Source organism: Rubneribacter badeniensis (assembly GCF_002899695.1).
Taxonomy (GTDB): Bacteria; Actinomycetota; Coriobacteriia; order Coriobacteriales; family Eggerthellaceae; genus Rubneribacter; species Rubneribacter badeniensis.
In genome coordinates this window covers 1-23,856 of the sequence record NZ_PPEL01000028.1, presented here as the reverse complement: position 1 = coordinate 23,856, position 23,856 = coordinate 1, and the positions used below count along the sequence as shown (strand labels likewise).

Genomic DNA, 23,856 nt, shown 5'->3' with positions numbered 1-23,856 from the left:
ATCCTTTCGTTCCAAGCCATCGCGCCCATAAGGCGCCCTCAACGACGCAGCCCGTCAGGTCCAAAACTGCGCAGTCTCCACGATATCCCGGTACGCCCACGAATAGATGTCGGAGTACCAGCCCGTCTCCGGCACGAAGCACAGAAGCGCGCTGTACAGCACCGACAGTGCCACAAGCACGAGCAGCACCTTCATCAGCAACGTCTGCGTCGTTGAACCGGGGGGAAGATTCTCGTTCACGATGAACGCGAGCAGAACCACAGCCGCCAAAAACATGAAGCTGAAATCGGCGAAGTACCGCTGCAGGATGCCCGCCATCTCGGCATCGGCCAACGCCACGATCACGCCCCCGATCAGCAGCACGACGATGACACCCGCGATGGTGCGCGTGGAGCGCTGGCTGATCCGCAGTTTCAGGATGCGCCGCGAAAACGGCAGGATCCACAGCACGGGCAGACACGCGAAGATGCCGCCGAACGTGACCTCCTTGATGGTCTGTCCCATATAGGTGGTGTCGAACGGGGCCGGCTGCAGGTACGGGAACACGCCCGTCGCGCTCGGCGGCTGCAGGAAGTATGCGAACAGCGCCGGAGCCAAGCGGCCGATGTTCCAGCCGCGCTTCGTCATGTCGTTCACGGTGAGGTTGTAATTCGCTCCGAAGTCCGTGAACGACCCGAAGCGCGCATGGTTGTACCACATGATGCCAGCCGCCACCACGAGATACGGAGCGGCCAGGCAGGCGAACTCACGCGCGCCGCGCGGCGAGAACAGGCGCCGTTCGGTGATGTAGGGCCGCCAAAACAGCGGGAAGGCCAGAAGCGACAGCACAAGCAGCTGCGGACGGCACCCCGCCACGAGCGCCATGCACAGCGACCCGGCCAGATACCACCGCTCCGGAGCCGCCGACGTCCTTCCCTTCATCCAGAAGTACAGGCCCCACACCGAGAACGAAAGCCCCAGCGCGATGGGCAGCGAGTAGAACGTCGGGAACTTGAGCAGGTACAGCACGCCGCAGCACATGACGAGCGGTATCTGCAACAGCAGGTACAACCCCAGGCTCACGCGTTTGAAGTGGTAGCGGGCGAAGCGGTCGAGCAGCGCCGAACAGCCCAGCACGAACGCGAGCACGGCCACAAGCACCCCGATGGCCGTTGGGAAATTCGCTCCGGTCAGCAGATAGAACGGCAAGTAGAACAAAAGGACCGGCACCACGCCGAAGTACACGTAGTAATGGCCATCGTAGTAGGCCACATCAAAAAGGTACTCCTCGCCCGTTTCCTTCTGCGCCTCGTCGCGCGCCCCCTTGTCGTAGGGGTCGCTCATGTCCTGCAGCCACTGGGGCGGCTCCTCTTCGAGGTACAGCTGCCCATGCGCCATCGCCTTCGCCAGTTCGGCGTACTGCTGGGCGTTGTCGCCGCCCACCTCGAACACGTTCACGAGGCTCACGCCGTCCCACGAGCCGCTGTTGTAGTCTTTCGTCGCCACGCCCACAAGGTTCGATCCCAGGAACAGATACGAGCTGAGCAGGCACATCTCAAGCGCCACAGCTGCGATGATGACCGCTTTCGAGCGACGCGGCGCATCGACGATGCCGATGCGGTAGATGACCGAGCCCGGCCGAAACGCGAACGCGAGCGCCAGGATCCCCAGCGTGAAGGCAAAGCGCATCGTGTTGAAGTCGAAGGGATGGTGAGCGTTGAGGCTCAGGCCCGCGAGCCTGATGGGATAGCTCACCTCGTCGCCGACGATCTCGATGCGCAGGTTCTGCACGAGGCCGGTCGTGTTGAGGTTGATGTACTCGCTTTGGCTCGATAACGTGGACACCTCCACGTTGGGCACGCCCACCGTGTACTCGGTGGAGTCGAAGTACGTGTGATGGGCCTCGTCGGTGAAGTGTATCTTCACCGTCAGCTCCTGCGCCGGCTGCTCGTGATCGAAATCGAGGTGGACGTTGTGCACCTCGGTGTTGAGATCCGAGAACTCAAGCGTATGGTTGACCGCGGTCAGCTTGTACAGCCCGTCGTCGGTCTGCTGCAACGTAAGCTCGTCATCGAGGCTGATGGTGTTGTAGCCAGCGGACAGAAAGAAGTTGACGTTGAAGAGAAACGTCTCCAGAAGCAAAGCGATGGCAATGAGGGCAAGCGCGCTTTTGACGAAGTGGCGCACGGCGCGTCGATGCGCGAGCATGAAGCGCGTGTACGCATAGGAGACGTTGTCGCGAACGGTCGGCATCCTCATCCCCGCCGATCCGGCGCACACAGCGCGGCGCTGCGACGCCAAGGAGCTCCGAAGCGCTCGTGTTCGTCCCTCGCGCGCCCTTTTTCGCGTGCATCATGCACGCGGCTGCGCGACCGGGAGATGCTCAGCGCCTCGAAGCTCCTCGTTGGCATAGGTGAACCTGTGCGGCTACAGGCCGAGGGCCCGCTTGACGTCCTCGTACACCACGTTCGGATCGCGGTCGCCGTCGATGGTGACCAAAAGCTCGCATCCGCGATAGTAATCGATGAGCGGAGCCGTGGACTTCTCGTACACATCGAGGCGGTTGCGCACCGTGGCCTCGTTGTCATCGTCGCGCTGGTACATCTCGCCACCGCACTTCGGGCACGCCTCATCGGAGGCAGAACCGATGTAGTTGCAGTCACGGCACATGCGGCGCGAGGTGAGGCGCTTGACGATCACCTCGGCGTCCACGTCCACGAGCAGCGCCGCGTCGAGCGGACGACCCAGCTTGGACAGCTCCGCATCGAGCGCGACCGCCTGAGCGGACGTGCGCGGGAAGCCGTCAAGGATGAAGCCCTTCTCGGTGTCCGCATCCTGCAGACGCTCGGTCACCAGGCCGATGATGACGTCGTCCGGCACAAGATCGCCGGCATCCATGTAGGACTTCGCCTTCTTGCCCAGCTCGGTGCCCGCCTTCACCGCCGCGCGCAGCATGTCGCCCGTCGAAATGTGCGGCGTCCCGAACTCCTCCACCAGCTTGGCGGCCTGCGTGCCCTTGCCGGCGCCCGGCGCTCCCAACAACACGATATTCATGAGTGGTTTCCTTTCGACTTGCCATCGATGCGCCGTATTGTATCAAAGCACGTCATCTCTCGAACGCTTTTCCGGAAAACCCCGTCAAAAGCCCAGCGGCCCGCACGACCGAGCGGCGAGCGGATGGAAAGCGTTGAACGACGCAGATGGTCGGCGCCGCCCCTCCCTTAATGACGAGGTAGGCGAATTCGGCACATGCCACAGCGCACGAAAGGAATTAGAAATGCGCTCCCCGCACATCCCGTACACGAGGCCGCCTCGAATCACGACCACCTGCATAACGGGTGGTTTACAGCTTCTCGCACCTGCGGCGCAGAGGGCAGACTAAAGCCGTGAAAACGAAAACGCCCCGATCAGCACTCTGATCGGGGCGTTCCTTTTGCAAACGGATTGCCAGTCGATTACTTGAAGAACCCGTCGTAGTTGTGCATCTTCAGCTGGCTCTCCACCTTCGACATGGTGTCGAGGGCCACGCCGATCATGATGAGGATAGAAGTGCCTCCGAACGCCTGCACAAGTTGGTTGCCCGTGAAGTAGAAGATCACGGTGGGCACCACCGCGATGACGGCGATGAAGATGCCTCCGGGCAGCGTCACGCGATGCAGCACGTTCTTGATGTACTGGACCGTCGCCGTGCCCGGCCGCACGCCGGGGATGAACCCTCCCTGCTTGCGCAGGTTGTCGGCCGTCTCCTCGGGGTTGAACACCATGGAGGTGTAGAAGTACGCGAAGAACACGATGAGCAGCACGGTGAGGATCCAGTTGACCCACCCGGTCGAGACGGCGTCGGCCACCGCCGTGAGCCACCCCACGTTGAACAGCGCCGCCAGCTGGGCCGGGAAGTAGATGAGGCAGCTCGCGAAGATGATGGGGATAACGCCAGCCGCGTTCACCTTGAGCGGGATGTAGGTGGACTGGCCGCCCATCATCTTGCGCCCCTGCACGCGCTTGGCGTAGTTCACCGGGATGCGCCGCTGCGCCCGCTCGACGAAGATGATGGCGGGAATGCACGCGAGCACCACGAGGAGGATCAGCAGCGTGATCGCGATGCCCATGCCGGTGTCGGCCACCGTGCTCGCCGACGAGAAGATGGCGCTCGGCACACGCGACACGATGCTCGCGAAGATGATGAGCGACATGCCGTTACCCACGCCGCGTTGCGTGATGAGCTCGCCCATCCACATGATGAACGCGGTGCCCGCGACGAGCGTGAACACCACGATCGCATCGGTCAGAAACTCGGGGACGTCGGCGCTGAACCTCACCCCGTAGGCGTCCGACTTGAACAAAAGCAGGTAACCCACGGCGTTGATGAATCCGAGGCCCAGCGTGAGGTAGCGGGTGACCTGCGTGATCTTCCTGCGCCCCGACTCGCCTTCCTTCGCCCAGCGGCCCACGGCGGGTATGACGCCCTGCATGAGCTGCATGATGATGGACGCCGTGATGTAGGGCATGATGCCGAGCGAGAACACGCTGAAGTTCGACAACGCGCCACCCGTGAACAGATCGAGCATGGTCATGGACACGCCCGAATCCGCGAACGAGTGCGCGAACTCGCTGAAGGGGATGCCGGGAACCGGCACGTAGGCCCCGAAGCGGTACAACGCCAAGATCCCGAGCGTGAAGAGGATCTTCTTGCGCAGCTCGGGAACCTTGAACGCATCGATGATGGAGCTTAGCAAGGCTCTTCGACCTTTCCTCCGGCCGCCTCGATCTTCGCCTTGGCGGAAGCAGACACCTTGTCAACCTTGACCGTGAGCGCCTTAGTCAGATCGCCGTCGCCAAGCACTTTCACCAGCGCGTCAGCGTGCTTGATGACGCCTTTCGCCTTCAGGCTCTCGCCATCGACGATATCGCCCGCCTCGAACACTTCCTCGAGACGCTTGACGTTCACCGGCAAGTACTCCACGCGATTGAAGTTCTTGAAGCCAGGCAGCTTCGGAAGACGACGCGCGAGCGGGGTCTGGCCGCCCTCGAAGCCAACACCCTTGCCGCCGCCTGAACGGGACTTCTGGCCATTCATACCACGACCAGCCGTCTTGCCCGTGCCCGACGCGGGGCCACGGCCGACGCGCTTGCGGGCCTTGCGGGAGCCTTCTGCGGGCTTGAGATCCTTGAGTTCCATGTTCTCTCCTTCATCGCTTCCGAGCCAAACCGCCCGGTGCTGGCAGCTCGCCGCCAGCAAACTTCCAAAACGCACTTGATTGGCACCGCGAGAACCCGCAGCGCCAATCAAGCATTGTACCCTATGGAGGCGAATTCGCGAAACGCGTTTTCACGTTTCGCGAACCTCGTCGCCAACAAAGCCGCGGCGGCCAAAAAGGACCGCCGCGCCGTTTAGATCTCCTCGACCTTGACGAGGTGCTTGACCTTGAACACCATGCCGCGGACGGACTCGTTGTCCACCACCTCGTTCACGCGGTTGATCTTCCCCAAGCCAAGTGCGCGCAACGTCTTGCCCTGATCGGCCGGACGGCCGATGGCGCTTTTCACCTGGGTGATGCGCAGCTTCTTAGCGTCAGCCATTACTTCTGCTCCTTCCAGCCGTAAATCTTGGCGACGGACATGCCGCGGCGCTCGGCAACCTCGCTCGCGCTCTGCATGTTCTTAAGCCCCTCGGCCGCAGCCTTGACCACGTTCATGACGTTGTCCGTGCCCAACGACTTCGCGAAGCAGTCGGTAACGCCCGCCAGCTCCATGACGGCACGCGCGGCACCGCCAGCGATAACGCCGGTACCGGGCGAAGCCGGCTTGATGAGCACACGACCAGCGCCAAATTCGCCGATGATGTCATGCGGCAGCGTCTTCTCGGGCGTCAGCGGCACGGAGAACATGTTCTTCTTCGCATCCTCCACGCCCTTCTTGATGGCGGTCGGCACTTCCTGGGACTTGCCCATGCCCACGCCGACGCGACCGTTCTTGTCACCAACCACCACAAGCGCAGTGAGTGCGAAACGACGACCGCCCTTGACGACCTTGGACACGCGGTTGATATAGACGACGCGCTCCTCGAGCTCGGGGACTGCGGCGTTGTCCTGCTTGTTGTTACGAGCCATAGACCTTAACCCCTTCTAGAATTTCAACCCGGCTTCACGGGCGGCTTCGGCAAGAGCCTTCACACGACCGTGATACAGGTGGCCACCACGGTCGAACACGACTTCCGTGACACCGGACTCCTGCGCTTTCTTGCCCGCGATCGCACCGAGGGCGGCAGCGCCCTCGACGGTCGCGCCGCTCTTGCCCGTGGCCTTGAACTCGGGGCCGAGCGTGGAGACGCCGCAGATGGTCTTGCCGGCGACGTCGTCGACGAACTGCACGTAGATGTTGGAGTTGCTGCGCGTGACGCACAGGCGAGGACGAGCCGGCGTGCCGGAGATCTTCCCGCGAACGCGACGATGGCGACGAGCCAGCGCAGCTTGCTTTTTCTGAAGCTTGTTCATTGATTATCCCTTCGATCTCAATCGTACGCGGCGCGAGGCCTAGTCCTTGCCAGCCTTGCCGACCTTGCGGCGCACATGCTCGCCTTCGTAGCGGATGCCCTTGCCCTTGTAAGGCTCCGGCTTGCGCCACTTGCGGATGTTCGCGGCAACCTGGCCGACCTGCTCCTTGGAGATGCCGTTCACGATGATCTCCGTCTGGCTGGGCACCTCGAACGTGATGTTCTCGGGAGCCTCCACCAGCACGGGATGGGAGAAGCCCAGCTGCATCTCAAGATCCTTGCCCTTGAGCGCGGCGCGGTAGCCCACGCCCACTAACTGCAGCTTCTTGGAAAAGCCGTTGGACACGCCCTCCACCATGTTGGAGATGAGCGTGCGCACGAGGCCATGGTAGGCCTTCGCTTCGCGAGAATCATCAGGACGCTCGACGATAACTTCGCCGTTCTCCTGCTTGATAGTCATGATCTCGGGGAACGTGCGAGTCAGCTCGCCTTTCGCCCCCTTCACCGTCACCGTCGTGCCGTCGATGGTCACCTCGACGCCGGCAGGAACGGTGATGGGCAGCTTGCCGATACGAGACATGTCAAACCTCCCTTTCCTACCAAATATAGGCGATGACTTCGCCGCCGATGCCCTTCTTGCGGGCATCGCGGTCGGTCATGACGCCGTTGCTCGTCGAGACGATCGCCGTGCCAAGGCCGCCGAGCACGCGCGGCAGCTCGTCCTTGCCAGCGTAAATGCGCAGACCCGGCTTGGAAATGCGCTTGATGCCGCGAATGGTCTTGGCCTTCTTGTCGCCGTACTTGAGCACGATCTCGAGGGTAGCGCGAGGCTCGCCCTCGATGATGTCGTAACCCTGGATGTAGCCCTCTTCCTTCATGATGCGGGCTATCTCGACAAGTTTCTTGCTCGACGGCATGGACACCGTCTGCTTGCCGGCAGAGTTAGCGTTACGCACGCGCGTAAGCATGTCTGCGATGGGATCGGTCATGGTCATGATTGGTTTCTCCTTTGGTCCGTGATGAGCCTGCAGGTCCGGTTCGTCGGCGCCCGTAACGCCTCCGCCTGAACCGTGGCACGCCCAAGCGTTTCCGTTGTGTCGCTTACCACGACGCCTTGGTCACACCGGGCAGTTCGCCTTTGTTGGCCAGCTCGCGCAAGCAGACACGGCACAGGCCGAACTTGCGGTAGTAGGCGCGGGGACGTCCGCAGCGCGTGCAGCGGTTGTGCTGGCGCGTCGAGAACTTCGGCTCGCGCTTGGCCTTGGCGATCATCGATTTCTTAGCCATGCAATTCCTTCTTTCTCGTATCCAGCCCCTTCGGCTTTCGAAAGGGCTCGAGTGCACTTTCAGCGCAGACCGCCCGAAAGCGGCCTTGGGCGAACAGGGAGAGCGTTACTCCTTGTCCTTGAACGGGAAGCCCAGCGCGCTGAGCAGCGCGAAGGCGTCGTCGTTATTCTCAGCCGTCGTCACGAACGTGATGTCCATGCCACGCGTGCGGTCGATCTTGTCGTAGTCGATCTCCGGGAAGATCAGCTGCTCGGTGATGCCGAGCGTGTAGTTGCCGCGACCGTCAAAGCTCTTCGGCGAGATGCCGCGGAAGTCGCGCACGCGCGGCAGCGCCGTGGCCAGCAGACGGTCGAGAAACTCCCACATGCGGTCGCCGCGCAGCGTCACCTTGCAGCCGATGGGCTGGCCCTCGCGCACATGGAAGCCCGCGATGGACTTCTTGGCGCGGGTGACGGCGGGCTGCTGGCCCGTGATGACGCGCAGGTCGGCCATCGCGGAATCGAGCAGCTTGTGGTCGGACGCAGCAGCGCCCACACCCATGTTCACGACGATCTTCTCGAGACGCGGAACCTGGTTGATGTTCTTGAGCTCCAGATCCTTCTCGAGCTTGGCGATGATCTCGCTTTGGTACTTTTCCTTCAAACGAGGAGCGGTCATGTGCCTTGTTCCTTTCGATGAATTAAACGCAGGATTTCCGACCCTGCGTCCCTTGCCGCGAAAGCAGCAGGGGTCATTATAGTACATCTTCGACGCTTGCCCGCCGATCATTCCGCAACGTCAACCAGGGAGACTGATTAAAACCTCACCGGTCGTTCACAGCGTCAGCAGGTCGGTCAGCACCCCACTAGCACCCCACTGGTCGTTCGTAACGTCAGCGAGGGCTTCCGCAGTGCCCCGAATCGTGGGGAAGGCGAGGGTGAAGCGTACTTCGGTACGCGAACCCTCGGCTTCGCCGCGAGGCGGGGTGCTGCGGGAGGCCGCAGCGTCGACCCGTTCCACCGGCCGTCAGGCCGACGGAACCGCTAGTCGATATCCTTGCCGCACTTCTTGCAGACGCGGACTTTCTTGCCCTGCTCGTTGACGCGCTTGCTCACGCGCGAGGGCTGCTTGCACGCGGGGCACACGAGCATGACGTTGGACACGTGGATGGGAGCCTCGATGGAGGCGATGCCGCCCTGCGGGTTCTGCTGCGTGGGGCGCATCGCCTTCTTGGCGATGTTGACCTTCTCCACCACGACGCGCTGCTTCTGCGGGAGCGCACGCAGGATGACGCCCTCCTTGCCCTTGTCCTTGCCGGACAGGACGCGCACCTTGTCACCCTTTTTCACATGCATGCTATTCATTTGCGCACACCTCCTTACAGCGTCTCGGGAGCGAGGGACACGATCTTCATGTACTTCTTGTCGCGCAGCTCGCGGGCGACGGGCCCGAAGATGCGCGTGCCGCGCGGCGCGCCGTTCGCGTCGATGAGCACGGCGGCGTTCTGGTCGAACCTGATGTAGCTGCCGTCGGGACGGCGCACTTCCTTCTTCACGCGCACGATAACGCAGCGGACGACGTCGCCCTTCTTCACGTTGCCGTTCGGCGCGGCCTCTTTGACGCTGCAGATGATGACATCGCCCAGCCCTGCGTAACGGCGCTTGGAGCCGCCGAGGACCTTGATGCACTGCACCTTGCGAGCGCCGGAGTTGTCGGCCACCGCGAGCATGGATTGCATCTGAATCATTGCTTCAACCTAACTTTCGTCTCGGTAGTCTGTCGCAGATGAGCGAGAACTACTTGGCCTTCTCGATGATCTCGACCAAGCGCCAGCGCTTCATCTTCGACAGGGGGCGCGTCTCCATGATGCGCACGGTGTCGCCGAAGCCGGCCTCGTTGTTCTCGTCGTGGGCGTGGAACTTCTTGGTGGTGGTCATCATCTTGCCGTACACCGGATGCGGCTTGCGCTCCTTGACCTGCACCACGATGGTCTTGTCGTTAACCGCGCTCACGACGACGCCCTGACGGACCTTGCGGGAGTTGCGAACTTCACTCATGTGTATTCAACCTTCCTTAGACGAGCCTTAAGCGCTCAGCTCGCGGGCACGCATCTCGGTCTGGATGCGGGCGATGTCCTTCTTGACCTGCTTCACGCGGGCGGTGTTGTCGAGCTGGCTCGTGGCCATCTGGAAGCGCAGGTTGAAAAGCTCCGCACGCGCTTCTTTGAGTTTCGCCTGCAGATCGTCGGCAGACAGCTCACGGATCTCTGCTGCTTTCATCTATTCCTGCCCTTCCGTTTCGCGAGAAACAACCTTGCACTTGATGGGCAACTTGTTGATGGCGAGACGAAGCGCCTCCTTGGCGGTGGCCTCCTCGACGCCGTCGATCTCGAACATGATGCGACCGGGCTTGACGACCGCGACCCATGCCTCGGGGTTGCCCTTGCCGGAGCCCATGCGAGTCTCAGCCGGCTTCTTGGTGATGGGCTTGTCGGGGAAGATCGTGATCCACACCTTGCCGCCGCGCTTCATGTAGCGGGTCATGGCAATACGAGCGGCCTCGATCTGGCGGTTGGTGATCCAAGCGGCCTCGAGCGCCTGGATGCCGTAAGAGCCGTGGTTCAGACGGGTGCCGCCCTTGGCCTTGCCCTTCATGGAACCACGCTGCACCTTGCGGTGCTTCACGCGCTTAGGTACGAGCATTTACTTTGCCCTCCTATCGTTACGATCGTTGCGACGGGGACGGCTCGGGCGGGAGCTACCCTCGAGCGCCGGCTGCGGCGCCTTCTGGCCGGGAAGCACCTCTCCGTGGTACACCCACACCTGCACGCCGATGGAGCCCATCGTGGTGGCGGCGGTGGAGAAACCGTAGTCGATCTTGGCACGCAGCGTGTGCAGCGGCACGCGACCCTCGCGGTACCACTCGCGGCGGCTCATCTCCGCGCCGCCGAGGCGACCGGAGCACTGGATGCGGATGCCCTTCGCGCCGCTCTTGCGGGCAGACTGGACCGCCTTGCGCATGGCGCGACGGAAGGCCACGCGGCCCTCGAGCTGCTCGGCGACGGACTGCGCGATGAGCGCGGCGTCGAGTTCGGGACGCTTCACCTCGATGACCTCGATAGACACGGGGCCGTTGGCCACCTTCTCCAGCTTCTTGCGAAGCGCGTCGATCTCGGCGCCCTTCTTGCCGATCACGACGCCGGGACGGGCCGTGGTGACGACGATCTTGATCTTGTCGCCGGCACGCTCGATCTCGACTTTGGAGACGGCGGCACGGGCGAGCTGCTTGTCCAAGAACTTCCTGATGGCCAGGTCGTTTTCCAGGTTCTTGGCGTAATCCTTATCGGCGTACCAACGGCTGCGCCATTCCTCGGTGATGCCGAGGCGGAATCCGGTGGGGCTTACTTTCTGACCCATGCGGCTTATGCCTCCTCTCGCGGTGCAACGATGATCGTGATGTGGCTCGTGCGCTTGCGGATGCGCGACGCCGAACCCTTGGCGCGCGGACGGATGCGCTTGAGCGTGGGGCCCTCGTCGGCGAAGGCCGTCTTCACGACAAGCGTCTCCGGACGCACATGATGCTGGTTCTCGGCGTTGGCCACAGCGGAGTTGAGCACCTTGGCGACAACCTCCGCGACCGCGCGGTCGGAGAACTGCAGGATCTCGCGGGCGGCAGGCACGGACTTGCCGCGAACCAAGTCGATGACGACGCGTGCCTTGCGGGGCGAAACGCGGACGTAGCGTGCGGTTGCTTTAGCTTCCATTGTTCACCCCTTCTTATCGCTTCTTGCCCTTGTCGGCAGAGTGACCCTTGAACGTGCGGGTCGGGGCGAATTCGCCCAGCTTGTGGCCGACCATGGATTCGGTGACGTACACCGGCACGTGCTTGCGACCGTCGTGCACGGCGATGGTGTGGCCCACCATCTCCGGGAAGATGGTGCTCGCGCGCGACCAGGTCTTGACGACGTTCTTCTCGCCCGCCGCGTTCATCTTCTCGATGCGATCAAGAAGGCGCGGTTCGACGAAAGGACCCTTCTTCAAACTTCTACTCACTATTACTCCTTAACGCTTTGCGCTACTTCTTGCGACGGCGGATGATCAAGCGGCTCGAAGCCTTCTTGGGATTGCGGGTGCGATGGCCCTTCGTGGGAACGCCCCACGGGGTGACCGGGTGACGACCGGCGGACTTGTTCTTGCCCTCGCCGCCGCCGTGCGGGTGGTCGACCGGGTTCATGACGGTGCCGCGAACGCTCGGACGGATGCCCTTCCAGCGGTTGCGGCCGGCCTTGCCGATCTTGATGTTGGAATGCTCGGCGTTGCCCACCTCGCCGATGGTGGCGCGGCAGGTGACGAGCACGCGGCGCATCTCGGAGGACGGCATGCGCAGGATGGCGTAGTTGCCCTCCTTGCCCATGAGCTGGATGCTCGTGCCGGCAGAGCGGGCGATGGCCGCGCCCTTGCCCGGCTGCAGCTCGACCGCGTGGATGAGCGTACCGACAGGGATGTTGGCCAAGGGCAGCGCGTTGCCCGGCTTGATGTCGGCCTCGGGGCCGCTCATCACCGTGTCGCCCACGCACAGGCCCTTCGGATGCAGGATGTAGCGCTTCTCGCCGTCAACATAGTGCAGAAGGGCGATGCGGGCGCTGCGGTTCGGGTCGTACTCGATGGTAGCGACCTTGGCGGGCACGCCATCTTTGTTGCGCTTGAAGTCGATGATGCGGTAACGGCGCTTGTTGCCACCGCCCTGATGGCGGGTGGTGATGCGGCCGTTGTTGTTGCGACCTGCCTTGTTGGACAGCGGCGCAAGCAGGGACTTCTCCGGCTTGTCCGTCGTGATCTCGGAGAAGTCCGAGACCGTCTGGAAGCGTCGGCCGGGGCTTGTCGGCTTGTACTGTTTGACTCCCATGTCTTTCCTTTCTGCGGGTTCTCGCTCGCACGCCTCTCCGTACCCCGAAAACCCTTCGTCTCTTCGTGGACTCGATTGCCGCGACGAACCGTGGGGAGGCTTGGCCCGTGCGACTCCGATGTGCCACGCGTCCGGGTGTATCCATCTATGGCCAGACGCAAACGAGAATTATACGCAGAAAACCCCGGCTATTCAAGAAGAATTTCCTGATGGGCATTCGGACACAACCTGCACACAAGAGAGGTCGAGAAACGACGGAAACTCCGGGGGTAGCCACAATCATGCAGCCAACCCACCCCTTTGTCCTTCGAAGAACTTGCGAAGGACAAAAGCTCGGCGCAAAGACAATTTCTATCACTAAGGAACGCGAAGAGCAACAGCGATCGAGCTTGCCGAAGCGAACTGGGCAAAACTCGAACCTCACTCCCAGCGAGCATTGCGCTCCCCAAGCCCAGCCAACCGAACCTCTTCCCCTCAAAGCCATTTGCAAACATCAATTTGCATCGCGGAGCAAAGCGGAGAAAGAATAATCAGTAAGCGAGATCCTTCAAAACCAAAGCCCTTTGAAGAAACCCGCGAAGTTCAAGCCATCAGCAGCACCAACGCCAATGCAAAGACATCCAAAAAGCGGAACCGCAAGAAAGATTGCCGGCCACATGGCAAAGCAACCGGCAGAGCAGCAAAGAGCAACCCGAGCGTCACCCATCACTGCACATGCAGCGAAAGGGCGCGCATGGCCACCATCGAAGCAAGATGAGCCTGGCCCGTGTTGATCATGCGATCAACATCCTTCTCCTCAGATTCAAGCCGCTCGATATCCTCCACGGCGCTTGCGTTCAAACACTCGATACGGCTTTCCAGTTCGGAGCGATACGTCTTAAGCCTCTCGACGCACGAATGGTACTGAACGAAGCACTCCTCCAACTCCTCCCTCGAAGCGTCGATACGCGCACGCACTGGAAGCCTCATCTCGTCCATCCTCACTCTCGCCTCGCTTTCCCGAATGAAAATGGGTCATTCGTACGACGGCTTTTATCGTTTTTCATTAAATCACAGACACACGTATCCCGGAGGATAAAACCGGCGAAAGAAGCGGCTTTTCTGCAAGAGAGCGCACGCGCGGCGCTTCTTTGCGTATGCGCCCCTCGCCCTCATTACCTCACGCGGAACAGCACGTCAATCGCCAAAAACGAGTCCGGCGATAAGCCCGCATGCAGCAATGCGCCGCCATCCTCGCTTCATAACATGTTTTCCGCTGGCGGGAAAGCTTATCGCGATTTTCAGAAAGGAGAGAGACGGACATGCACGAAACGCACCGCACGACACCGGAAGAGGCCATCGCGAGAAACGTGAGACGGCTTCGCATGAAGCAAGGCCTGGGCAAAGCCCGCTTCTGCCTCATGACGGGCATCGGAAGGCCGACGCTCGACCAAATCGAGGAGGGAGCGCCGAACGCGAAGCTCTCGACCATCCGCAAGGTGGCCGAAGGCCTCGGAGTCGAGGTTGCCGACCTGTTGGAGGAACTCTCTTGAGAAGCCCGAATGCGAACTCCCGCACATGGTCTGCCGAGCCCATACGCGCTGCCACCTGCAACAAAACGCTGCGCCGCAATGAGAGGCCACCGCCAATGGAGAGACGGCTGGAGAAACACCGGAGACGACACAAGAGGAGCGAAAGGAGCATCTATGAAACATTCTGAAAAGAGCCAAACAAGCCCCGAGGAGATCATCGCAAAGAACGTGAAGCGACTTCGCAGAGAGCAGAGAATCGGGAAGGAGCGCTTTTGCCTCATGGTGAATATTGGCAGACCAACACTTAACAAAGTTGAGAAAGGGGCGCCAAACACAAGGCTTTCGACCATCCGCAAGGTGGCAGAGGGGCTTGGCGTCGAGGTGATCGATCTTCTGAGGTAGCAAGAACACGGAAAACGCCCTCGGGCAGCTTCATGCGACCCGAGGGCGTCACAGGCAAGCGCATCGTGCAATCCCCCTACCCCGCCGCTGCGCGACGCGTCGGCGCGTAGCGCCTAGGACTTCGCCGGCTCCTCGACGATCACCTCGGCGTGTTCGAGCAGCCAGCGGTTCGCCTTCATGCGCTCGGCCGCCTCGCGCAACGCGAATCCCTGACCGTTCTCCTCCATCCCGCGACGGACGGCCTTGGGGTCCTGCGGGTTCATGCTGCGCGCCGCCGCGTCGAGGTCATCCTCGGTGAGCGTCAGCTTTTCGTGACGGAACAGCGCGTCGAGCGCGTAGCCCTGCACAAGCATCTCGCGCGCCTGCATCATCATGAGCATGCCGAACTGCTGCTCGCCGCCCTGGCTCTGCACGAACTGCTCGAACGGCACGCCCTGCTGCGCGAGCGACCCGCGCAGATTCTCAAGCAGGGTCTTCCGCATCGCCTCGTACACCTCGTCCTGGATGCGGCCCTTGAAGCGGCGCGCGAGCTCGGACGCGGCGGCCTGCATCTTGAACGATTCGTACTGCGCCCGACGCTCGGCAGTCAGGCGGTCGGCGATGCCGCCGCGCAACGCCGCCGCGTCGCGGTAGAGGGGCAGGTTCTTCGCCACCCACTCGTCGTCGATGGCGGGCAGAACCTTCTTCTGCATCTCCTTCACGGTGACGGTGCAGTCGATGCGCTCGCCCTCGCCATCGTCGGGCGCGCCGGGCGCAGCGAACGAGATCGACTTCGTCTCACCCACCTCCATGCCGACAAGCTGCCGCTCGAACTCCTCGGGCATGAGGCCCATCCCCATGAGGTAGGTGCGCCCCTCGGTGGAAAGGCCCTCCATCCGCTCGCCGTTGCGCGACGCCTCGAGGGCGAGCAGCATGATGTCGCCTTCGCGCACGGGATGCGGGTCGTCGGCCACGAAGTCCGCGTAGTTGTCGGCGAGCTGGGCAAGCTGCTCGTCGACTTCTTTTGGGTCGAGCTCGAACGGCGGCACCGTGATGGTGACCGGATCGTAGGAGGTCAGCTCGTACTCGGGCTTCGGCGTGACCACGAGGGAGAACGAGAACGTCTGGCCGCGCTTGAGCGCGGAGGCCACCTTGGGCACGGGAGGGAACGCCGGGGTGATGTTGCGCTTGTCGATGGCGAACGGCACAAGATACTCGACAGCTTGCTGCTGCACGACGGCATCGAGGTCCTTGATGCCGAGCTCCTTTTCGGCCGCCTGGGCCACCGAGCCGCCGGGGGCGACGCGCAGGTTCATCTGCTGGGCGAAACCGCGATGCGCCACGGTGAGCGCGTGGCTCACTTCGGCGGTGGATGCGACAGCCTCAAGCTGGATGCGGCCGCCGTCAAGCTTCTTCTCGGTCACTTTCATGGAGGGTCCCCTTCTGTCGTTCGTCGTCGAACCGCTATTGTAGCGCAAAAGCGCGCAGGGGGCGCACGGCACGCCTGCGGAGGGCACGAGCGCGAACCGAATGCGAGTCGGAGAATGCGCCCGCAAGCTGATGGGCGCGCAGGATGGATAGCAAGATGTGCGGCGAGATGGACGGCGAGGGCATCCGCTCGCAACGCGAAGGAAGGCGGCGCGCGAGCTCCGTGCAAACTCCCGGCCATTTTTTGGCCACGAAACCGCGTTCTGGCACGAATCGAGCCCGTTTCGGCGGCATGGCAGCTCTGCCGAAATCGCCGACCTGGGCTTTCGCCGCGCAGAAGAGCCCGTCCGAAGCGAAAGGGGACGGTCGTCGTGCGGTCGTCGTGCCAGAACGCGGTTTCGTGGCCAAAAAACGAAGGATTTCCCGCACGCGCGTCCTTCGGGAGGAGTTCGCGAGGGGCACGCGAGGGGCGCGCGTGCGACAGAGGGCGCATGTGGAAGCGCGCCCGAGGCGGGCGGCGCGCAGGAGGCGTCACTCGTTCGACTTAAGGCTCTCCACCATGTCGATGCCAGCGAGCTTGCGCCGCATCGCCACCATCACGAGCACGGTGAACGCCATGGTGAGCGCAAAGGCGATAGCGAAGCTGGCCGGATGGATGACGCGGCCGAACATCACCTGGTCGACCTCGGCCGTGACCACGACGAACCCTTCCATCCACACGCCCAACGCCAAGCCGACAAGGCTTCCGATGGCAGACGAGAGCACGATCTCGCGGTAGATGTAGGCGTCCACCTCCCGCGGCGTGAAGCCGAGCACTTTGAGCGTGGCGATCTCACGCATCCGCTCGGTGATGTTGATGTTCGTGAGGTTGTACAGCACGATGAAGGCGAGCGCCGCCGCGGCGGCCACCAGCACCACCACGATCATGTTCACGCTCGAAAGCATCTCGCGATAGGCGTCGATCGTCTCGTCGTTGTAGGCGACGGTCCGCACGCCCTCGATGGCGCCAAGCCGCTCGGTCAGCTGCGCGCGCGTGTCGGGATCGTCGGTGACGACGGCGAGGAGGGTGGTGTAGGGAGGCCGCCCGCCCATGAGCTCGTCGTAGCGGTCGGGGCCGATGAACACGTAGTTGTAGATGTAGTTCTCCATGACGCCCGTCACCGTGGCCGCATGCGACGACCCCGTGGCGTTGCCGATGGCATCCTGCTCGGTCAGAGCCACCTCGTCGCCCACCCCGACGCCCAGCTGGTCGGCCAGCTTTTCGCTGAGCACGACGCCGTCGCCGCCCAGCTCGATGGGCTCGTGGCCGACGCGCGTGCGCATGAGCACGAATTCGTCCAGCCGCGACGGCTCCTCGGGCACGACCACCTGCACGCTCACGTCCTCGTCGTCGGGCCCCGAAGCCAGCATGTTCTCGCGCTGCGCGGGCGTGCTGGCGCTTACGAAGCGCTCGTCGACAAGCAGCTCGTCCAACTCCTCGCGGGAGTCGCGCGAAAGGTCGTCCTCCACGGTGATCATGGCGTTGTACTTCGTGATGGTGCCGAACTGGTTGTCGATGATGTCGTTGATGGCGTCGGACAGCCCCAGGCCCGTCAGCAAGAGCGCCGTGCAGCCCGCGATGCCGATAACCGTCATGACGAGGCGCTTCTTGTAGCGGAACAGGTTGCGGAACGTCACCTTCCACGAGAACGACAGCCGCCGCCACACCGGCCGCACGCGTTCGAGCAGGATGCGCTTGCCGGACTTCGGAGCGCGCGGCTGCATGAGCAGGGCCGGTCGCTCGTGCAGGGACGCGCCAGCGGCGGCAGCCGTGGCCGCGAGCGTCACGCCCACGCCGAGGCCGGCGGCGAGCGCCGCAAGGCCCCAGTCCATCGGCAGCGGCACAGGAAGGGACGGCACGAAGTAGATGATGGCGTACGCCTTCATGATGACCGCCGGCAGCACCTGCGAGAGCACGGCGATGCCCACTACGCTGCCAGCGGCACTGGCAATGAAGGCGTAGACCAGGTATTTCGAGGCGATGCGCGCACGCGAGTAGCCGAGCGCCTTGAACGTGCCGATGAGCAGCCGTTCCTCCTCCACCATGCGCGTCATGGTGGTGAGCGCCACGAGTGCGGCCACCAAGAAGAAGATGAACGGGAACACCGCCGCGATGTTGTCGACACGGTTGGCGTCGGCCTCGAAGCTGGCCGCGCCGTAGTTGGCCGTGCGGTCCATGACGTACCATGCGGGATTGTCGACGGAGTCGATCTGGCGCTGCGCGTCATCGAGCGCACGCTGTCCCTCGGCCAACTGCTCCTCGGCATCGGCCTTCTGGCGCTCGTACTCGGCCAAGCCGGCCTCGTAGTCGGCGCGCCCCTGGGCAAGCTGCTCCCGGCCGTCGGCTATCTGCGCGGCGGCGTCGTCGAGCTGGGCTTGCGCGGCGGCCAGCTGGGAGTCGGCTTGCTGGCGGGCGGCGGAAAGGCTGGTCGCGCCCTGCTCAGTTTGGGCGACGGCAGCATCGAAGGCGGTCTTCTGCTGGTCGAACGCGCTTTGCTGGGCGTCGAGGGTGGCTTTGGCGGCATCCACCTCGCCTTGGCGCGCGTCCAATTCGCGCGCAGCCGCCTCAAGGGCGGGCCGCTGCGCCTCCAACTCCCCAAGCTGGCCTTCCAGCGCCAGTTTCTGCTCGGCTACCGTGCTTTTCTGCGCCTCGAGCGCGGCGATGGCGTCGGCGTCCTTGTCGGGGTCGAGCCCGTCGATCTGGCGCTGCAGCTCATCGATGGCGCTTTGCGCCTGGAAGATACCCTCCTGCAGCTGGCTCATGCCGGCCTTGAGCGCATCGCTTTGCTCCTGCCAGCTCGCACGCGCTTGCGCGAGCGCGTCCGCACCCGTCTGCCACTGCGCCCACGCCCCCTCAAGCTGCGCTTGCCCTTCCTCGATGGCGGGCCGCGCCTCGTCCACCTGCGCCCGTCCGTCGGCCAACTGCCGCTCGGCGTCGGCCAGCTGCGCTTCGGCACGCGCTCGCTCCTCCTCCAACTGCGCAGCGCCGGCATCGCGCTGCGCCTCGGCGTCGGCCAGCTTCTGCTCGTTCTCCGCGATGGCGGCGGCCGCATCGTCGAGCTGCGCCTTCGCATCCGCAAGCTGCGCCTCGGCGTCGGCCTTCTGCGCGTCGTAGTCGGCGCGGGCCTCGTCCAACTCGCGCTGCGCGTCGGCGCGCAAATCGTCGGCGCGAGCCTGCTCGCGCGCGGGAGCAAGGGCCTCGATGCGCTCGGTCACCTCGGCCACCAGCTCGTCGTACGCCGCGCTGTCGGAGCGCTCCTCTGCCGCGCCCGCCACGGCAACGAACGCCTCGGTGAACGGCAGATCCTCCGAGAAGTCGTCTTCCGGCACGTACATATACTGCGTGATGGAGCCGCTTCCGAGCGACGTGGTGCCAAGGCTCGACGAGGTGGCGTAGTACGGCGAACTCACGAAGCCCACCACCGTGTACTCGGTGGTGACGAGCGCGTCCTCGGCCCCTTCAGACCATTCGTCGATGCGCACCGTGTCGCCGATGCGCGCGCCCTCGGCCTCCACGAGGTCGGCAGACAGCACGCACTCCCCCTCCCGCTCGGGCCATGCGCCCTCCACGAGGATGGGGCGGTTGAGGTAGTCGGGGTCGTCCGTGCGGGCGTGCACCCCGTCCGACGTGTCGGATGCGCGCGCCGCGTCGGGCAGCGAATGGACGCGCGTGGCGTACTGCTCACCCGCCATGGTGACCATGACGTCCGTCTCGTAGGCGGGCATGACGGCCTGCACGCCCTCGACGTCGCGCAGCGCCGCAATGTCATCGTCGGTGAGGCCGAGCGTCGAGAGCACGCGCACATCCATGAGGCCCGTGCCGTCGAAGAACTCGTCAGCCGCGATCTTCATGTCCGGCGCGGTCATGCGCAAACCGGCGTAGAAGCCCGTGCCCAGCGCCACGATAGCCGCGATAGCCAGAAAGCGACCGAGCGAGCGGCTGATCGAACGGGCGAGCTCCTTGTTGAACGCGTTTCCCACCGAAGCCACCTACCACTCGAGCGTTTCGGCAGACGCAGGCGCGTCGTTCACCTCCACGCCCGCCACGCGCCCTTCGCGAATGTGGATGACGCGGTCAGCGATGACGGTGAATGCCGAGTTGTGCGTGATGAGCACGACGGTCTTGCCGGTGTCATAGCACGTGTCCTGCAAAAGCTTGAGGATGGCCTTGCCCGTGTGGTAGTCGAGCGCGCCCGTCGGCTCGTCGCACAGCAGAAGCTTCGGGTTCTTCGCGAGCGCGCGGGCGATGGCCACGCGCTGCTGCTCGCCGCCGGAAAGCTGCGCGGGGAAGTTGTCCAGGCGGTGCCCCAGCCCCACCTGCCGAAGCACCGTGGCCGCATCGAGCGGCTCCTTGCAGATCTGGCTGGCCAGCTCCACGTTCTCGAGCGCGGTGAGGTTTTGCACGAGGTTGTAGAACTGGAACACGAAGCCGATGTCATAGCGGCGGTAGTACGTGAGCTCTTTCTCTGAGAAGCCGCTCACCTCGCGTCCGTCGAGCATGATCGAGCCCGACGAGCAGGAATCCATGCCGCCGAGCATGTTGAGCAGCGTCGTCTTGCCAGCGCCGGAGGGGCCCACCACAACGACGAGCTCGCCGCGCTCGATGTCGAACGTCATACCGTCGACCGCGGCCACCTCGACCTCGCCCATCCGGTACACCTTCCGCACATCGCGAAACTCCACGAACGCCATGAGCACTCCTTCTTACCGCCCGTTCAACCGGCCCTCCTTCCACGATACACCATCGTTGGGCCGGATGCCAGTTCGGCAAGCTTCCAAAACAGGCAAAGCGAGAACGCCACGTCGCGCCATGCAGCAGCCTTGAGACAAGCTCGATGCGGACGGACGCTGCGAACGCTTCGCCCCCGTCAACAGTCATTCTGGCAACGCCTCAGCTCGCGATGCCGTACGCCAATCAGAAATCCAAGCTGTCTTGATTGAGGAGGAAGTCGTACACGTTCATCATGAGGATGCCGTTCTCGTTGTAATGCGGCTCAAGACCCTCCTTCGTCACGATGACCTTCTTGAAGCCGTCGTCGACCTTGAGAAGCGGCCTCTGCTCTTGATCCCGCTTTTCAGAGGTCGGAAGCGCGAAAGCGGACTGCACGTAATAGCGCTTGCTGCCCCTGTTGCACACGAAGTCGATCTCCAGCTGCACGCGCTGGCTCTTCCCGTCCTCGTCTTTCGTGCTCACCGGAACAACGCCGACGTCGACACCAAGCCCCCGCCCGACAAGTTCGTTGTAGACGACGTTCTCCATGATGTGGGTCTCCTTCATCTGACGGAAGTTCATGCGAGCGTTGCGCAGCCCCAGGTCGGCGAAATAGAACTTGAAGGGGGTACTTATGTAGCGTCGCCCCTTGACGTCGTAGCGCTTCGCGCGGCGCAGCAGGAACGAATCCTCCAGAAACGAGAGGTAGCACTCCACAGTCTCGGGCGCCATGCGCGCCCCCTTCCTGCTTTTGAACGTCGCCGCGAGCTTGGAGGCGTTGGTGAGCGAGCCGATGGCGGAGGACAACACGTCCACAAGCTCCTCGAGGTTGCCCGAATCGCGCACAACGTTTCGCTCCACGATGTCGCGCAGATACACCTCTTTGTAGAGGCTGTTCAGGTAATCCGCTTTCTCCTCGGGAGTTTCTCTCGTGAAGATTCCCGGCAGACCCCCGTAGGTGGCGTACTCTTGGTAGCCGTCGTGCTTGCCGCCATCGTAGGCGCTCATGAATTCGGAGAAGCTTAAAGGGGCCATCGCTATCTCCTGCCCACGGCCGCGGAACTCCGTCACGACGTCTTTGGAGAGCAGCTTGGCGTTGCTGCCGGTCACGTAGACATCGACGCCCTCCATCGCAATGAGATCGATAAGCACCTCGGCGAAGTCCCCGAGCAGCTGCACTTCATCGAGAAGCACGTAACGCGCTCCAGCGGCGCCCTCAAGGCGCGCCGTCAGGTACGGATGGAAAACCTCCGGGTCGCGGTACTTTCTGCTGCTGAACCGGTCGAAGGCCATTTCGAAGATGTTGGATTCGGGGACGCCTTGGCCGACCAGATGGCTTTTGAAGAGATCGAATAGCAGAAAGGATTTGCCGCAGCGGCGAACGCCCGTGACGATTTTCACCTGCCCGGAGCCCATTCCCCTGATCAACTTCTCCATGTAGCGGGGGCGCTGGATGATCATCGCTGCTCCTATCTGAAATTTTTGCGTCTTTGTGCAAAAATTTCAGATAGAGGTTGGGCTTGCAGTTCAAGAGGCCGTCGGCTCTGGCCCCAGCTCGCCGACGACCCGTCAGCGCGACCCAAGCGCCCGCTCGATGAAGTCGGCGAACCTGTCGAGCATGTTGATGCGGAGCCCCTCAAGTTCCTCCTCCATGGTGCGGGGAGGGTACTTCTTGGCGGCGACCATGGACCGTACCGCCGCCACTGCCCCATCGGGGTCGGCGGCGGCGACCTCCATGAGGAAGTCGTCGGGCTGAAGAGCGCGCAGCCCCAGCGGCGAGAGCGCCTCTGCGGGGAAGTCCCTCACGTTGTACGTCACGATGACGTCGCAGCCGCCCGCGAGCACGGCGGCGACCACGTGGGCGGTCATCTGGATCCGGCAGCTCGATGTCCCCAAGGTCGCTTTTCTCAAGCTCGACCGGGGCATAGGGGAAGGCCCGCTCCACCGCTGCGATGTAACTCGCGCCGTTCCTCGTCCCGTGAACCCGGTTCACGGCGTCTCTTGCCTCACCGAGCACGTCCTCGGACCAGCGAGGTTCTACCATTCCCCGGTCGGCGAGCGTGAGCACGACATCGAGCGTCCATGTGGCGACGAATACGTTGGCGTCGACGAGCGCCCTAGCTAGACGGCTCACTCGAAGCCCTTCAGGTAGTCCGCAACCGCGCCGCCGTGATCGTAGAAGCCCTCTTCGGCGGCGCAGGTGCGCATGTCGCCAAGGCGCGATGCCCGTTCCTCTCTAGAGCAACGGTCGAATGCCATGAGGTCGGAGAGCATGACGTAGCGGTGCCCGCCTCCAACACGCGCACCCTTGAGCTTTCCGCAGTCGATCAGTCGCGCGATCGTCCTCGGAGAAGTGCCCACGATCTCTGCGGCCTGCCCCGTGGTGAGGCGGACGTCGTCCCCCCCCTCGTCGGTATAGGCCACACCGAGCGCCCGAAGGAAAGCCCGCAATGCGCCGTACGCCCTCGCGTCGATCGAGGTGGCGTCGCCCGTCCTGTTGTCCACTATGGTCGCGGCGGGTGCCGTCATCGTCGCCATGCCGTCCTCCCTTCCCTTGCTTGATTATGTCCGCTTTCCTTCGTTAGAAGGAAAATCTGTTCTTGACTTGGGGTGCGGATATGGCTGGCACTGCAAGTTCGCAGAAGAACAAGGAGCTACAAAAATATTAGGGATCGATTTAAGTAAGAAAATGATTGAGGAAGCCCAAAAGCGCAATTCAGGAAATCAAATTGAATATCGTATTAGCGGATTAGAGGAATATGACTATCCAGAAAATGAATGGGATTGTGTTATATCTAATTTAGCTCTGCACTATATAGAGGACATAGTGGAAATATTTCAAAAAGTGTATAGGACATTAAAACCAGGTGGAATTTTTCTTTTTAATATCGAACACCCTGTTTTTACCGCAGGAGTTGGGCAGGATTGGATTTATACAGATGATGGGAAACCGCAATATTGGGCGATTGATAATTACTTTATAACAGGAGAACGAAATACACATTTTTTAGGATGTGAGGGGGTGCGGACAAAAAGTTGGACACTCCGGTGTCCGGATTGGAGTCCGCATGTACCCGTTGGAGACCAGGGAGCTCGCCGTGGAGGCCGTCGCGGCGGGGTTCAGCCTGACCGAGGCGGCCGAG

General features: G+C 62.8%; 30 protein-coding genes. 3 read left to right on the top strand and 27 right to left on the bottom strand.

Features of this window, described 5'->3' with window-relative positions; genetic code table 11:
• Positions 1-54 precede the first annotated feature (54 nt).
• From C2L80_RS06360 to C2L80_RS06255, 21 genes are all read right to left on the bottom strand, one after another.
• Complete coding sequence (locus tag C2L80_RS06360) at positions 55-2,232, bottom strand: cytochrome C oxidase Cbb3 (RefSeq protein ID WP_087195525.1); 2,178 nt, start codon at positions 2,230-2,232, stop codon at positions 55-57.
• 174 nt (positions 2,233-2,406) lie between these two features.
• The gene (locus C2L80_RS06355; protein WP_087195526.1) at positions 2,407-3,033 is read right to left on the bottom strand and encodes an adenylate kinase; all 627 of its coding nucleotides are present in this window, start codon (positions 3,031-3,033) and stop codon (positions 2,407-2,409) included.
• A gap of 401 nt (positions 3,034-3,434) precedes the next feature.
• A complete protein-coding gene (gene secY / locus C2L80_RS06350) occupies positions 3,435-4,715 on the bottom strand; it encodes a preprotein translocase subunit SecY (RefSeq protein ID WP_087198009.1) in 1,281 nt (426 codons plus the stop codon).
• Positions 4,709-5,158: a 50S ribosomal protein L15 gene (gene rplO / locus C2L80_RS06345; protein WP_087198007.1), complete on the bottom strand. Its 450-nt coding sequence runs from the start codon at positions 5,156-5,158 to the stop codon at positions 4,709-4,711. Before rplO ends, secY begins: the two co-directional genes overlap by 7 nt.
• A 212-nt stretch (positions 5,159-5,370) precedes the next feature.
• Positions 5,371-5,559: a 50S ribosomal protein L30 gene (gene rpmD, locus C2L80_RS06340; protein ID WP_087194870.1), complete on the bottom strand. Its 189-nt coding sequence runs from the start codon at positions 5,557-5,559 to the stop codon at positions 5,371-5,373.
• Positions 5,559-6,089 (bottom strand): 30S ribosomal protein S5, encoded by a 531-nt coding sequence (gene rpsE, locus C2L80_RS06335; RefSeq protein WP_087194869.1) that lies wholly within the window; start codon positions 6,087-6,089, stop codon positions 5,559-5,561. The genes rpmD and rpsE overlap by 1 nt, the downstream gene beginning before the upstream one ends.
• 15 nt (positions 6,090-6,104) lie before the next feature.
• Positions 6,105-6,473, bottom strand: coding sequence for a 50S ribosomal protein L18 (gene rplR, locus C2L80_RS06330; protein ID WP_087194868.1), 369 nt, complete (start codon positions 6,471-6,473; stop codon positions 6,105-6,107).
• Positions 6,474-6,512: 39 nt separating this feature from the next.
• Complete coding sequence (rplF, locus tag C2L80_RS06325; RefSeq protein WP_087194867.1) at positions 6,513-7,052, bottom strand: 50S ribosomal protein L6; 540 nt, start codon at positions 7,050-7,052, stop codon at positions 6,513-6,515.
• Between the two features lie 16 nt (positions 7,053-7,068).
• The gene (gene rpsH, locus C2L80_RS06320; RefSeq protein WP_087194866.1) at positions 7,069-7,467 is read right to left on the bottom strand and encodes a 30S ribosomal protein S8; all 399 of its coding nucleotides are present in this window, start codon (positions 7,465-7,467) and stop codon (positions 7,069-7,071) included.
• Positions 7,468-7,573: 106 nt separating this feature from the next.
• Positions 7,574-7,759, bottom strand: a complete 186-nt coding sequence (locus tag C2L80_RS06315) for a type Z 30S ribosomal protein S14 (protein ID WP_087194865.1) — start codon at positions 7,757-7,759, stop codon at positions 7,574-7,576.
• A gap of 105 nt (positions 7,760-7,864) precedes the next feature.
• On the bottom strand, positions 7,865-8,416 hold the full coding sequence (gene rplE / locus C2L80_RS06310; RefSeq protein WP_087194864.1) for a 50S ribosomal protein L5: 552 nt from the start codon (positions 8,414-8,416) through the stop codon (positions 7,865-7,867).
• 365 nt (positions 8,417-8,781) lie between these two features.
• On the bottom strand, positions 8,782-9,102 hold the full coding sequence (rplX, locus tag C2L80_RS06300) for a 50S ribosomal protein L24 (protein WP_103262863.1): 321 nt from the start codon (positions 9,100-9,102) through the stop codon (positions 8,782-8,784).
• A 14-nt stretch (positions 9,103-9,116) separates the two neighbouring features.
• Positions 9,117-9,485: a 50S ribosomal protein L14 gene (gene rplN / locus C2L80_RS06295; RefSeq protein ID WP_087194862.1), complete on the bottom strand. Its 369-nt coding sequence runs from the start codon at positions 9,483-9,485 to the stop codon at positions 9,117-9,119.
• A gap of 49 nt (positions 9,486-9,534) precedes the next feature.
• Positions 9,535-9,795: a 30S ribosomal protein S17 gene (gene rpsQ / locus C2L80_RS06290; protein ID WP_087194861.1), complete on the bottom strand. Its 261-nt coding sequence runs from the start codon at positions 9,793-9,795 to the stop codon at positions 9,535-9,537.
• Between the two features lie 27 nt (positions 9,796-9,822).
• Positions 9,823-10,017 (bottom strand): 50S ribosomal protein L29, encoded by a 195-nt coding sequence (gene rpmC, locus C2L80_RS06285; protein WP_009306348.1) that lies wholly within the window; start codon positions 10,015-10,017, stop codon positions 9,823-9,825.
• Positions 10,018-10,440 (bottom strand): 50S ribosomal protein L16, encoded by a 423-nt coding sequence (gene rplP, locus C2L80_RS06280; protein WP_087194860.1) that lies wholly within the window; start codon positions 10,438-10,440, stop codon positions 10,018-10,020.
• Positions 10,441-11,154, bottom strand: coding sequence for a 30S ribosomal protein S3 (rpsC, locus tag C2L80_RS06275; protein ID WP_087194859.1), 714 nt, complete (start codon positions 11,152-11,154; stop codon positions 10,441-10,443).
• Between the two features lie 5 nt (positions 11,155-11,159).
• Positions 11,160-11,501, bottom strand: a complete 342-nt coding sequence (gene rplV, locus C2L80_RS06270) for a 50S ribosomal protein L22 (RefSeq protein ID WP_087194858.1) — start codon at positions 11,499-11,501, stop codon at positions 11,160-11,162.
• Between the two features lie 13 nt (positions 11,502-11,514).
• On the bottom strand, positions 11,515-11,790 hold the full coding sequence (gene rpsS / locus C2L80_RS06265) for a 30S ribosomal protein S19 (protein ID WP_087194857.1): 276 nt from the start codon (positions 11,788-11,790) through the stop codon (positions 11,515-11,517).
• 22 nt (positions 11,791-11,812) lie between these two features.
• Complete coding sequence (gene rplB / locus C2L80_RS06260; RefSeq protein ID WP_087194856.1) at positions 11,813-12,643, bottom strand: 50S ribosomal protein L2; 831 nt, start codon at positions 12,641-12,643, stop codon at positions 11,813-11,815.
• A 705-nt stretch (positions 12,644-13,348) separates the two neighbouring features.
• A complete protein-coding gene (locus C2L80_RS06255) occupies positions 13,349-13,612 on the bottom strand; it encodes a hypothetical protein (protein ID WP_129589908.1) in 264 nt (87 codons plus the stop codon).
• Between the two features lie 332 nt (positions 13,613-13,944).
• On the opposite strand from C2L80_RS06255, the gene C2L80_RS06250 reads away from it, so the two are divergent.
• Both C2L80_RS06250 and C2L80_RS13860 read left to right on the top strand, forming a co-directional pair.
• Complete coding sequence (locus tag C2L80_RS06250) at positions 13,945-14,175, top strand: helix-turn-helix domain-containing protein (RefSeq protein WP_087198001.1); 231 nt, start codon at positions 13,945-13,947, stop codon at positions 14,173-14,175.
• Between the two features lie 153 nt (positions 14,176-14,328).
• A complete protein-coding gene (locus tag C2L80_RS13860) occupies positions 14,329-14,556 on the top strand; it encodes a helix-turn-helix domain-containing protein (protein ID WP_157941028.1) in 228 nt (75 codons plus the stop codon).
• A 113-nt stretch (positions 14,557-14,669) separates the two neighbouring features.
• On the opposite strand, the gene C2L80_RS06240 is transcribed toward C2L80_RS13860, so the two are convergent.
• The 6 genes from C2L80_RS06240 to C2L80_RS06215 form a co-directional block, all read right to left on the bottom strand.
• Positions 14,670-15,965, bottom strand: coding sequence for a trigger factor (locus tag C2L80_RS06240; protein WP_087197998.1), 1,296 nt, complete (start codon positions 15,963-15,965; stop codon positions 14,670-14,672).
• Positions 15,966-16,494: 529 nt separating this feature from the next.
• A complete protein-coding gene (locus C2L80_RS06235; RefSeq protein WP_103262865.1) occupies positions 16,495-19,983 on the bottom strand; it encodes an FtsX-like permease family protein in 3,489 nt (1,162 codons plus the stop codon).
• Between the two features lie 9 nt (positions 19,984-19,992).
• Entirely contained in the window at positions 19,993-20,694 is a 702-nt protein-coding gene (locus tag C2L80_RS06230; protein ID WP_087194850.1) for an ABC transporter ATP-binding protein, read from the bottom strand.
• A gap of 223 nt (positions 20,695-20,917) precedes the next feature.
• The gene (locus C2L80_RS06225) at positions 20,918-22,174 is read right to left on the bottom strand and encodes an ATP-binding protein (RefSeq protein WP_087194849.1); all 1,257 of its coding nucleotides are present in this window, start codon (positions 22,172-22,174) and stop codon (positions 20,918-20,920) included.
• Between the two features lie 108 nt (positions 22,175-22,282).
• Positions 22,283-22,609, bottom strand: a complete 327-nt coding sequence (locus C2L80_RS14150) for a VapC50 family PIN domain-containing toxin (protein ID WP_204217433.1) — start codon at positions 22,607-22,609, stop codon at positions 22,283-22,285.
• A gap of 234 nt (positions 22,610-22,843) precedes the next feature.
• Entirely contained in the window at positions 22,844-23,251 is a 408-nt protein-coding gene (locus tag C2L80_RS06215; protein WP_103262862.1) for a helix-turn-helix domain-containing protein, read from the bottom strand.
• A gap of 16 nt (positions 23,252-23,267) precedes the next feature.
• Here C2L80_RS06215 and C2L80_RS06210 point away from each other — a divergent pair.
• The coding region (locus C2L80_RS06210) for a class I SAM-dependent methyltransferase (protein WP_239938754.1) at positions 23,268-23,856 on the top strand (589 nt) is incomplete at its 3' end.

Bases quoted from the DNA above. Each gene is read 5' to 3' on its own strand.
- C2L80_RS06360 (WP_087195525.1), bottom strand. From the start codon at position 2,232: ATGCCGACCGTTCGCGACAACGTCTCCTATGCGTACACGCGCTTCATG.
- C2L80_RS06355 (WP_087195526.1), bottom strand. From the start codon at position 3,033: ATGAATATCGTGTTGTTGGGAGCGCCGGGCGCCGGCAAGGGCACGCAG.
- rplO (WP_087198007.1), bottom strand. From the start codon at position 5,158: ATGGAACTCAAGGATCTCAAGCCCGCAGAAGGCTCCCGCAAGGCCCGC.
- rpmD (WP_087194870.1), bottom strand. From the start codon at position 5,559: ATGGCTGACGCTAAGAAGCTGCGCATCACCCAGGTGAAAAGCGCCATC.
- rpsE (WP_087194869.1), bottom strand. From the start codon at position 6,089: ATGGCTCGTAACAACAAGCAGGACAACGCCGCAGTCCCCGAGCTCGAG.
- rplR (WP_087194868.1), bottom strand. From the start codon at position 6,473: ATGAACAAGCTTCAGAAAAAGCAAGCTGCGCTGGCTCGTCGCCATCGT.
- rplF (WP_087194867.1), bottom strand. From the start codon at position 7,052: ATGTCTCGTATCGGCAAGCTGCCCATCACCGTTCCTGCCGGCGTCGAG.
- rpsH (WP_087194866.1), bottom strand. From the start codon at position 7,467: ATGACCATGACCGATCCCATCGCAGACATGCTTACGCGCGTGCGTAAC.
- C2L80_RS06315 (WP_087194865.1), bottom strand. From the start codon at position 7,759: ATGGCTAAGAAATCGATGATCGCCAAGGCCAAGCGCGAGCCGAAGTTC.
- rplE (WP_087194864.1), bottom strand. From the start codon at position 8,416: ATGACCGCTCCTCGTTTGAAGGAAAAGTACCAAAGCGAGATCATCGCC.
- rplX (WP_103262863.1), bottom strand. From the start codon at position 9,102: ATGAATAGCATGCATGTGAAAAAGGGTGACAAGGTGCGCGTCCTGTCC.
- rplN (WP_087194862.1), bottom strand. From the start codon at position 9,485: ATGATTCAGATGCAATCCATGCTCGCGGTGGCCGACAACTCCGGCGCT.
- rpsQ (WP_087194861.1), bottom strand. From the start codon at position 9,795: ATGAGTGAAGTTCGCAACTCCCGCAAGGTCCGTCAGGGCGTCGTCGTG.
- rpmC (WP_009306348.1), bottom strand. From the start codon at position 10,017: ATGAAAGCAGCAGAGATCCGTGAGCTGTCTGCCGACGATCTGCAGGCG.
- rplP (WP_087194860.1), bottom strand. From the start codon at position 10,440: ATGCTCGTACCTAAGCGCGTGAAGCACCGCAAGGTGCAGCGTGGTTCC.
- rpsC (WP_087194859.1), bottom strand. From the start codon at position 11,154: ATGGGTCAGAAAGTAAGCCCCACCGGATTCCGCCTCGGCATCACCGAG.
- rplV (WP_087194858.1), bottom strand. From the start codon at position 11,501: ATGGAAGCTAAAGCAACCGCACGCTACGTCCGCGTTTCGCCCCGCAAG.
- rplB (WP_087194856.1), bottom strand. From the start codon at position 12,643: ATGGGAGTCAAACAGTACAAGCCGACAAGCCCCGGCCGACGCTTCCAG.
- C2L80_RS06255 (WP_129589908.1), bottom strand. From the start codon at position 13,612: ATGAGGCTTCCAGTGCGTGCGCGTATCGACGCTTCGAGGGAGGAGTTG.
- C2L80_RS06250 (WP_087198001.1), top strand. From the start codon at position 13,945: ATGCACGAAACGCACCGCACGACACCGGAAGAGGCCATCGCGAGAAAC.
- C2L80_RS13860 (WP_157941028.1), top strand. From the start codon at position 14,329: ATGAAACATTCTGAAAAGAGCCAAACAAGCCCCGAGGAGATCATCGCA.
- C2L80_RS06240 (WP_087197998.1), bottom strand. From the start codon at position 15,965: ATGAAAGTGACCGAGAAGAAGCTTGACGGCGGCCGCATCCAGCTTGAG.
- C2L80_RS06230 (WP_087194850.1), bottom strand. From the start codon at position 20,694: ATGGCGTTCGTGGAGTTTCGCGATGTGCGGAAGGTGTACCGGATGGGC.
- C2L80_RS06225 (WP_087194849.1), bottom strand. From the start codon at position 22,174: ATGATCATCCAGCGCCCCCGCTACATGGAGAAGTTGATCAGGGGAATG.
- C2L80_RS06215 (WP_103262862.1), bottom strand. From the start codon at position 23,251: ATGGCGACGATGACGGCACCCGCCGCGACCATAGTGGACAACAGGACG.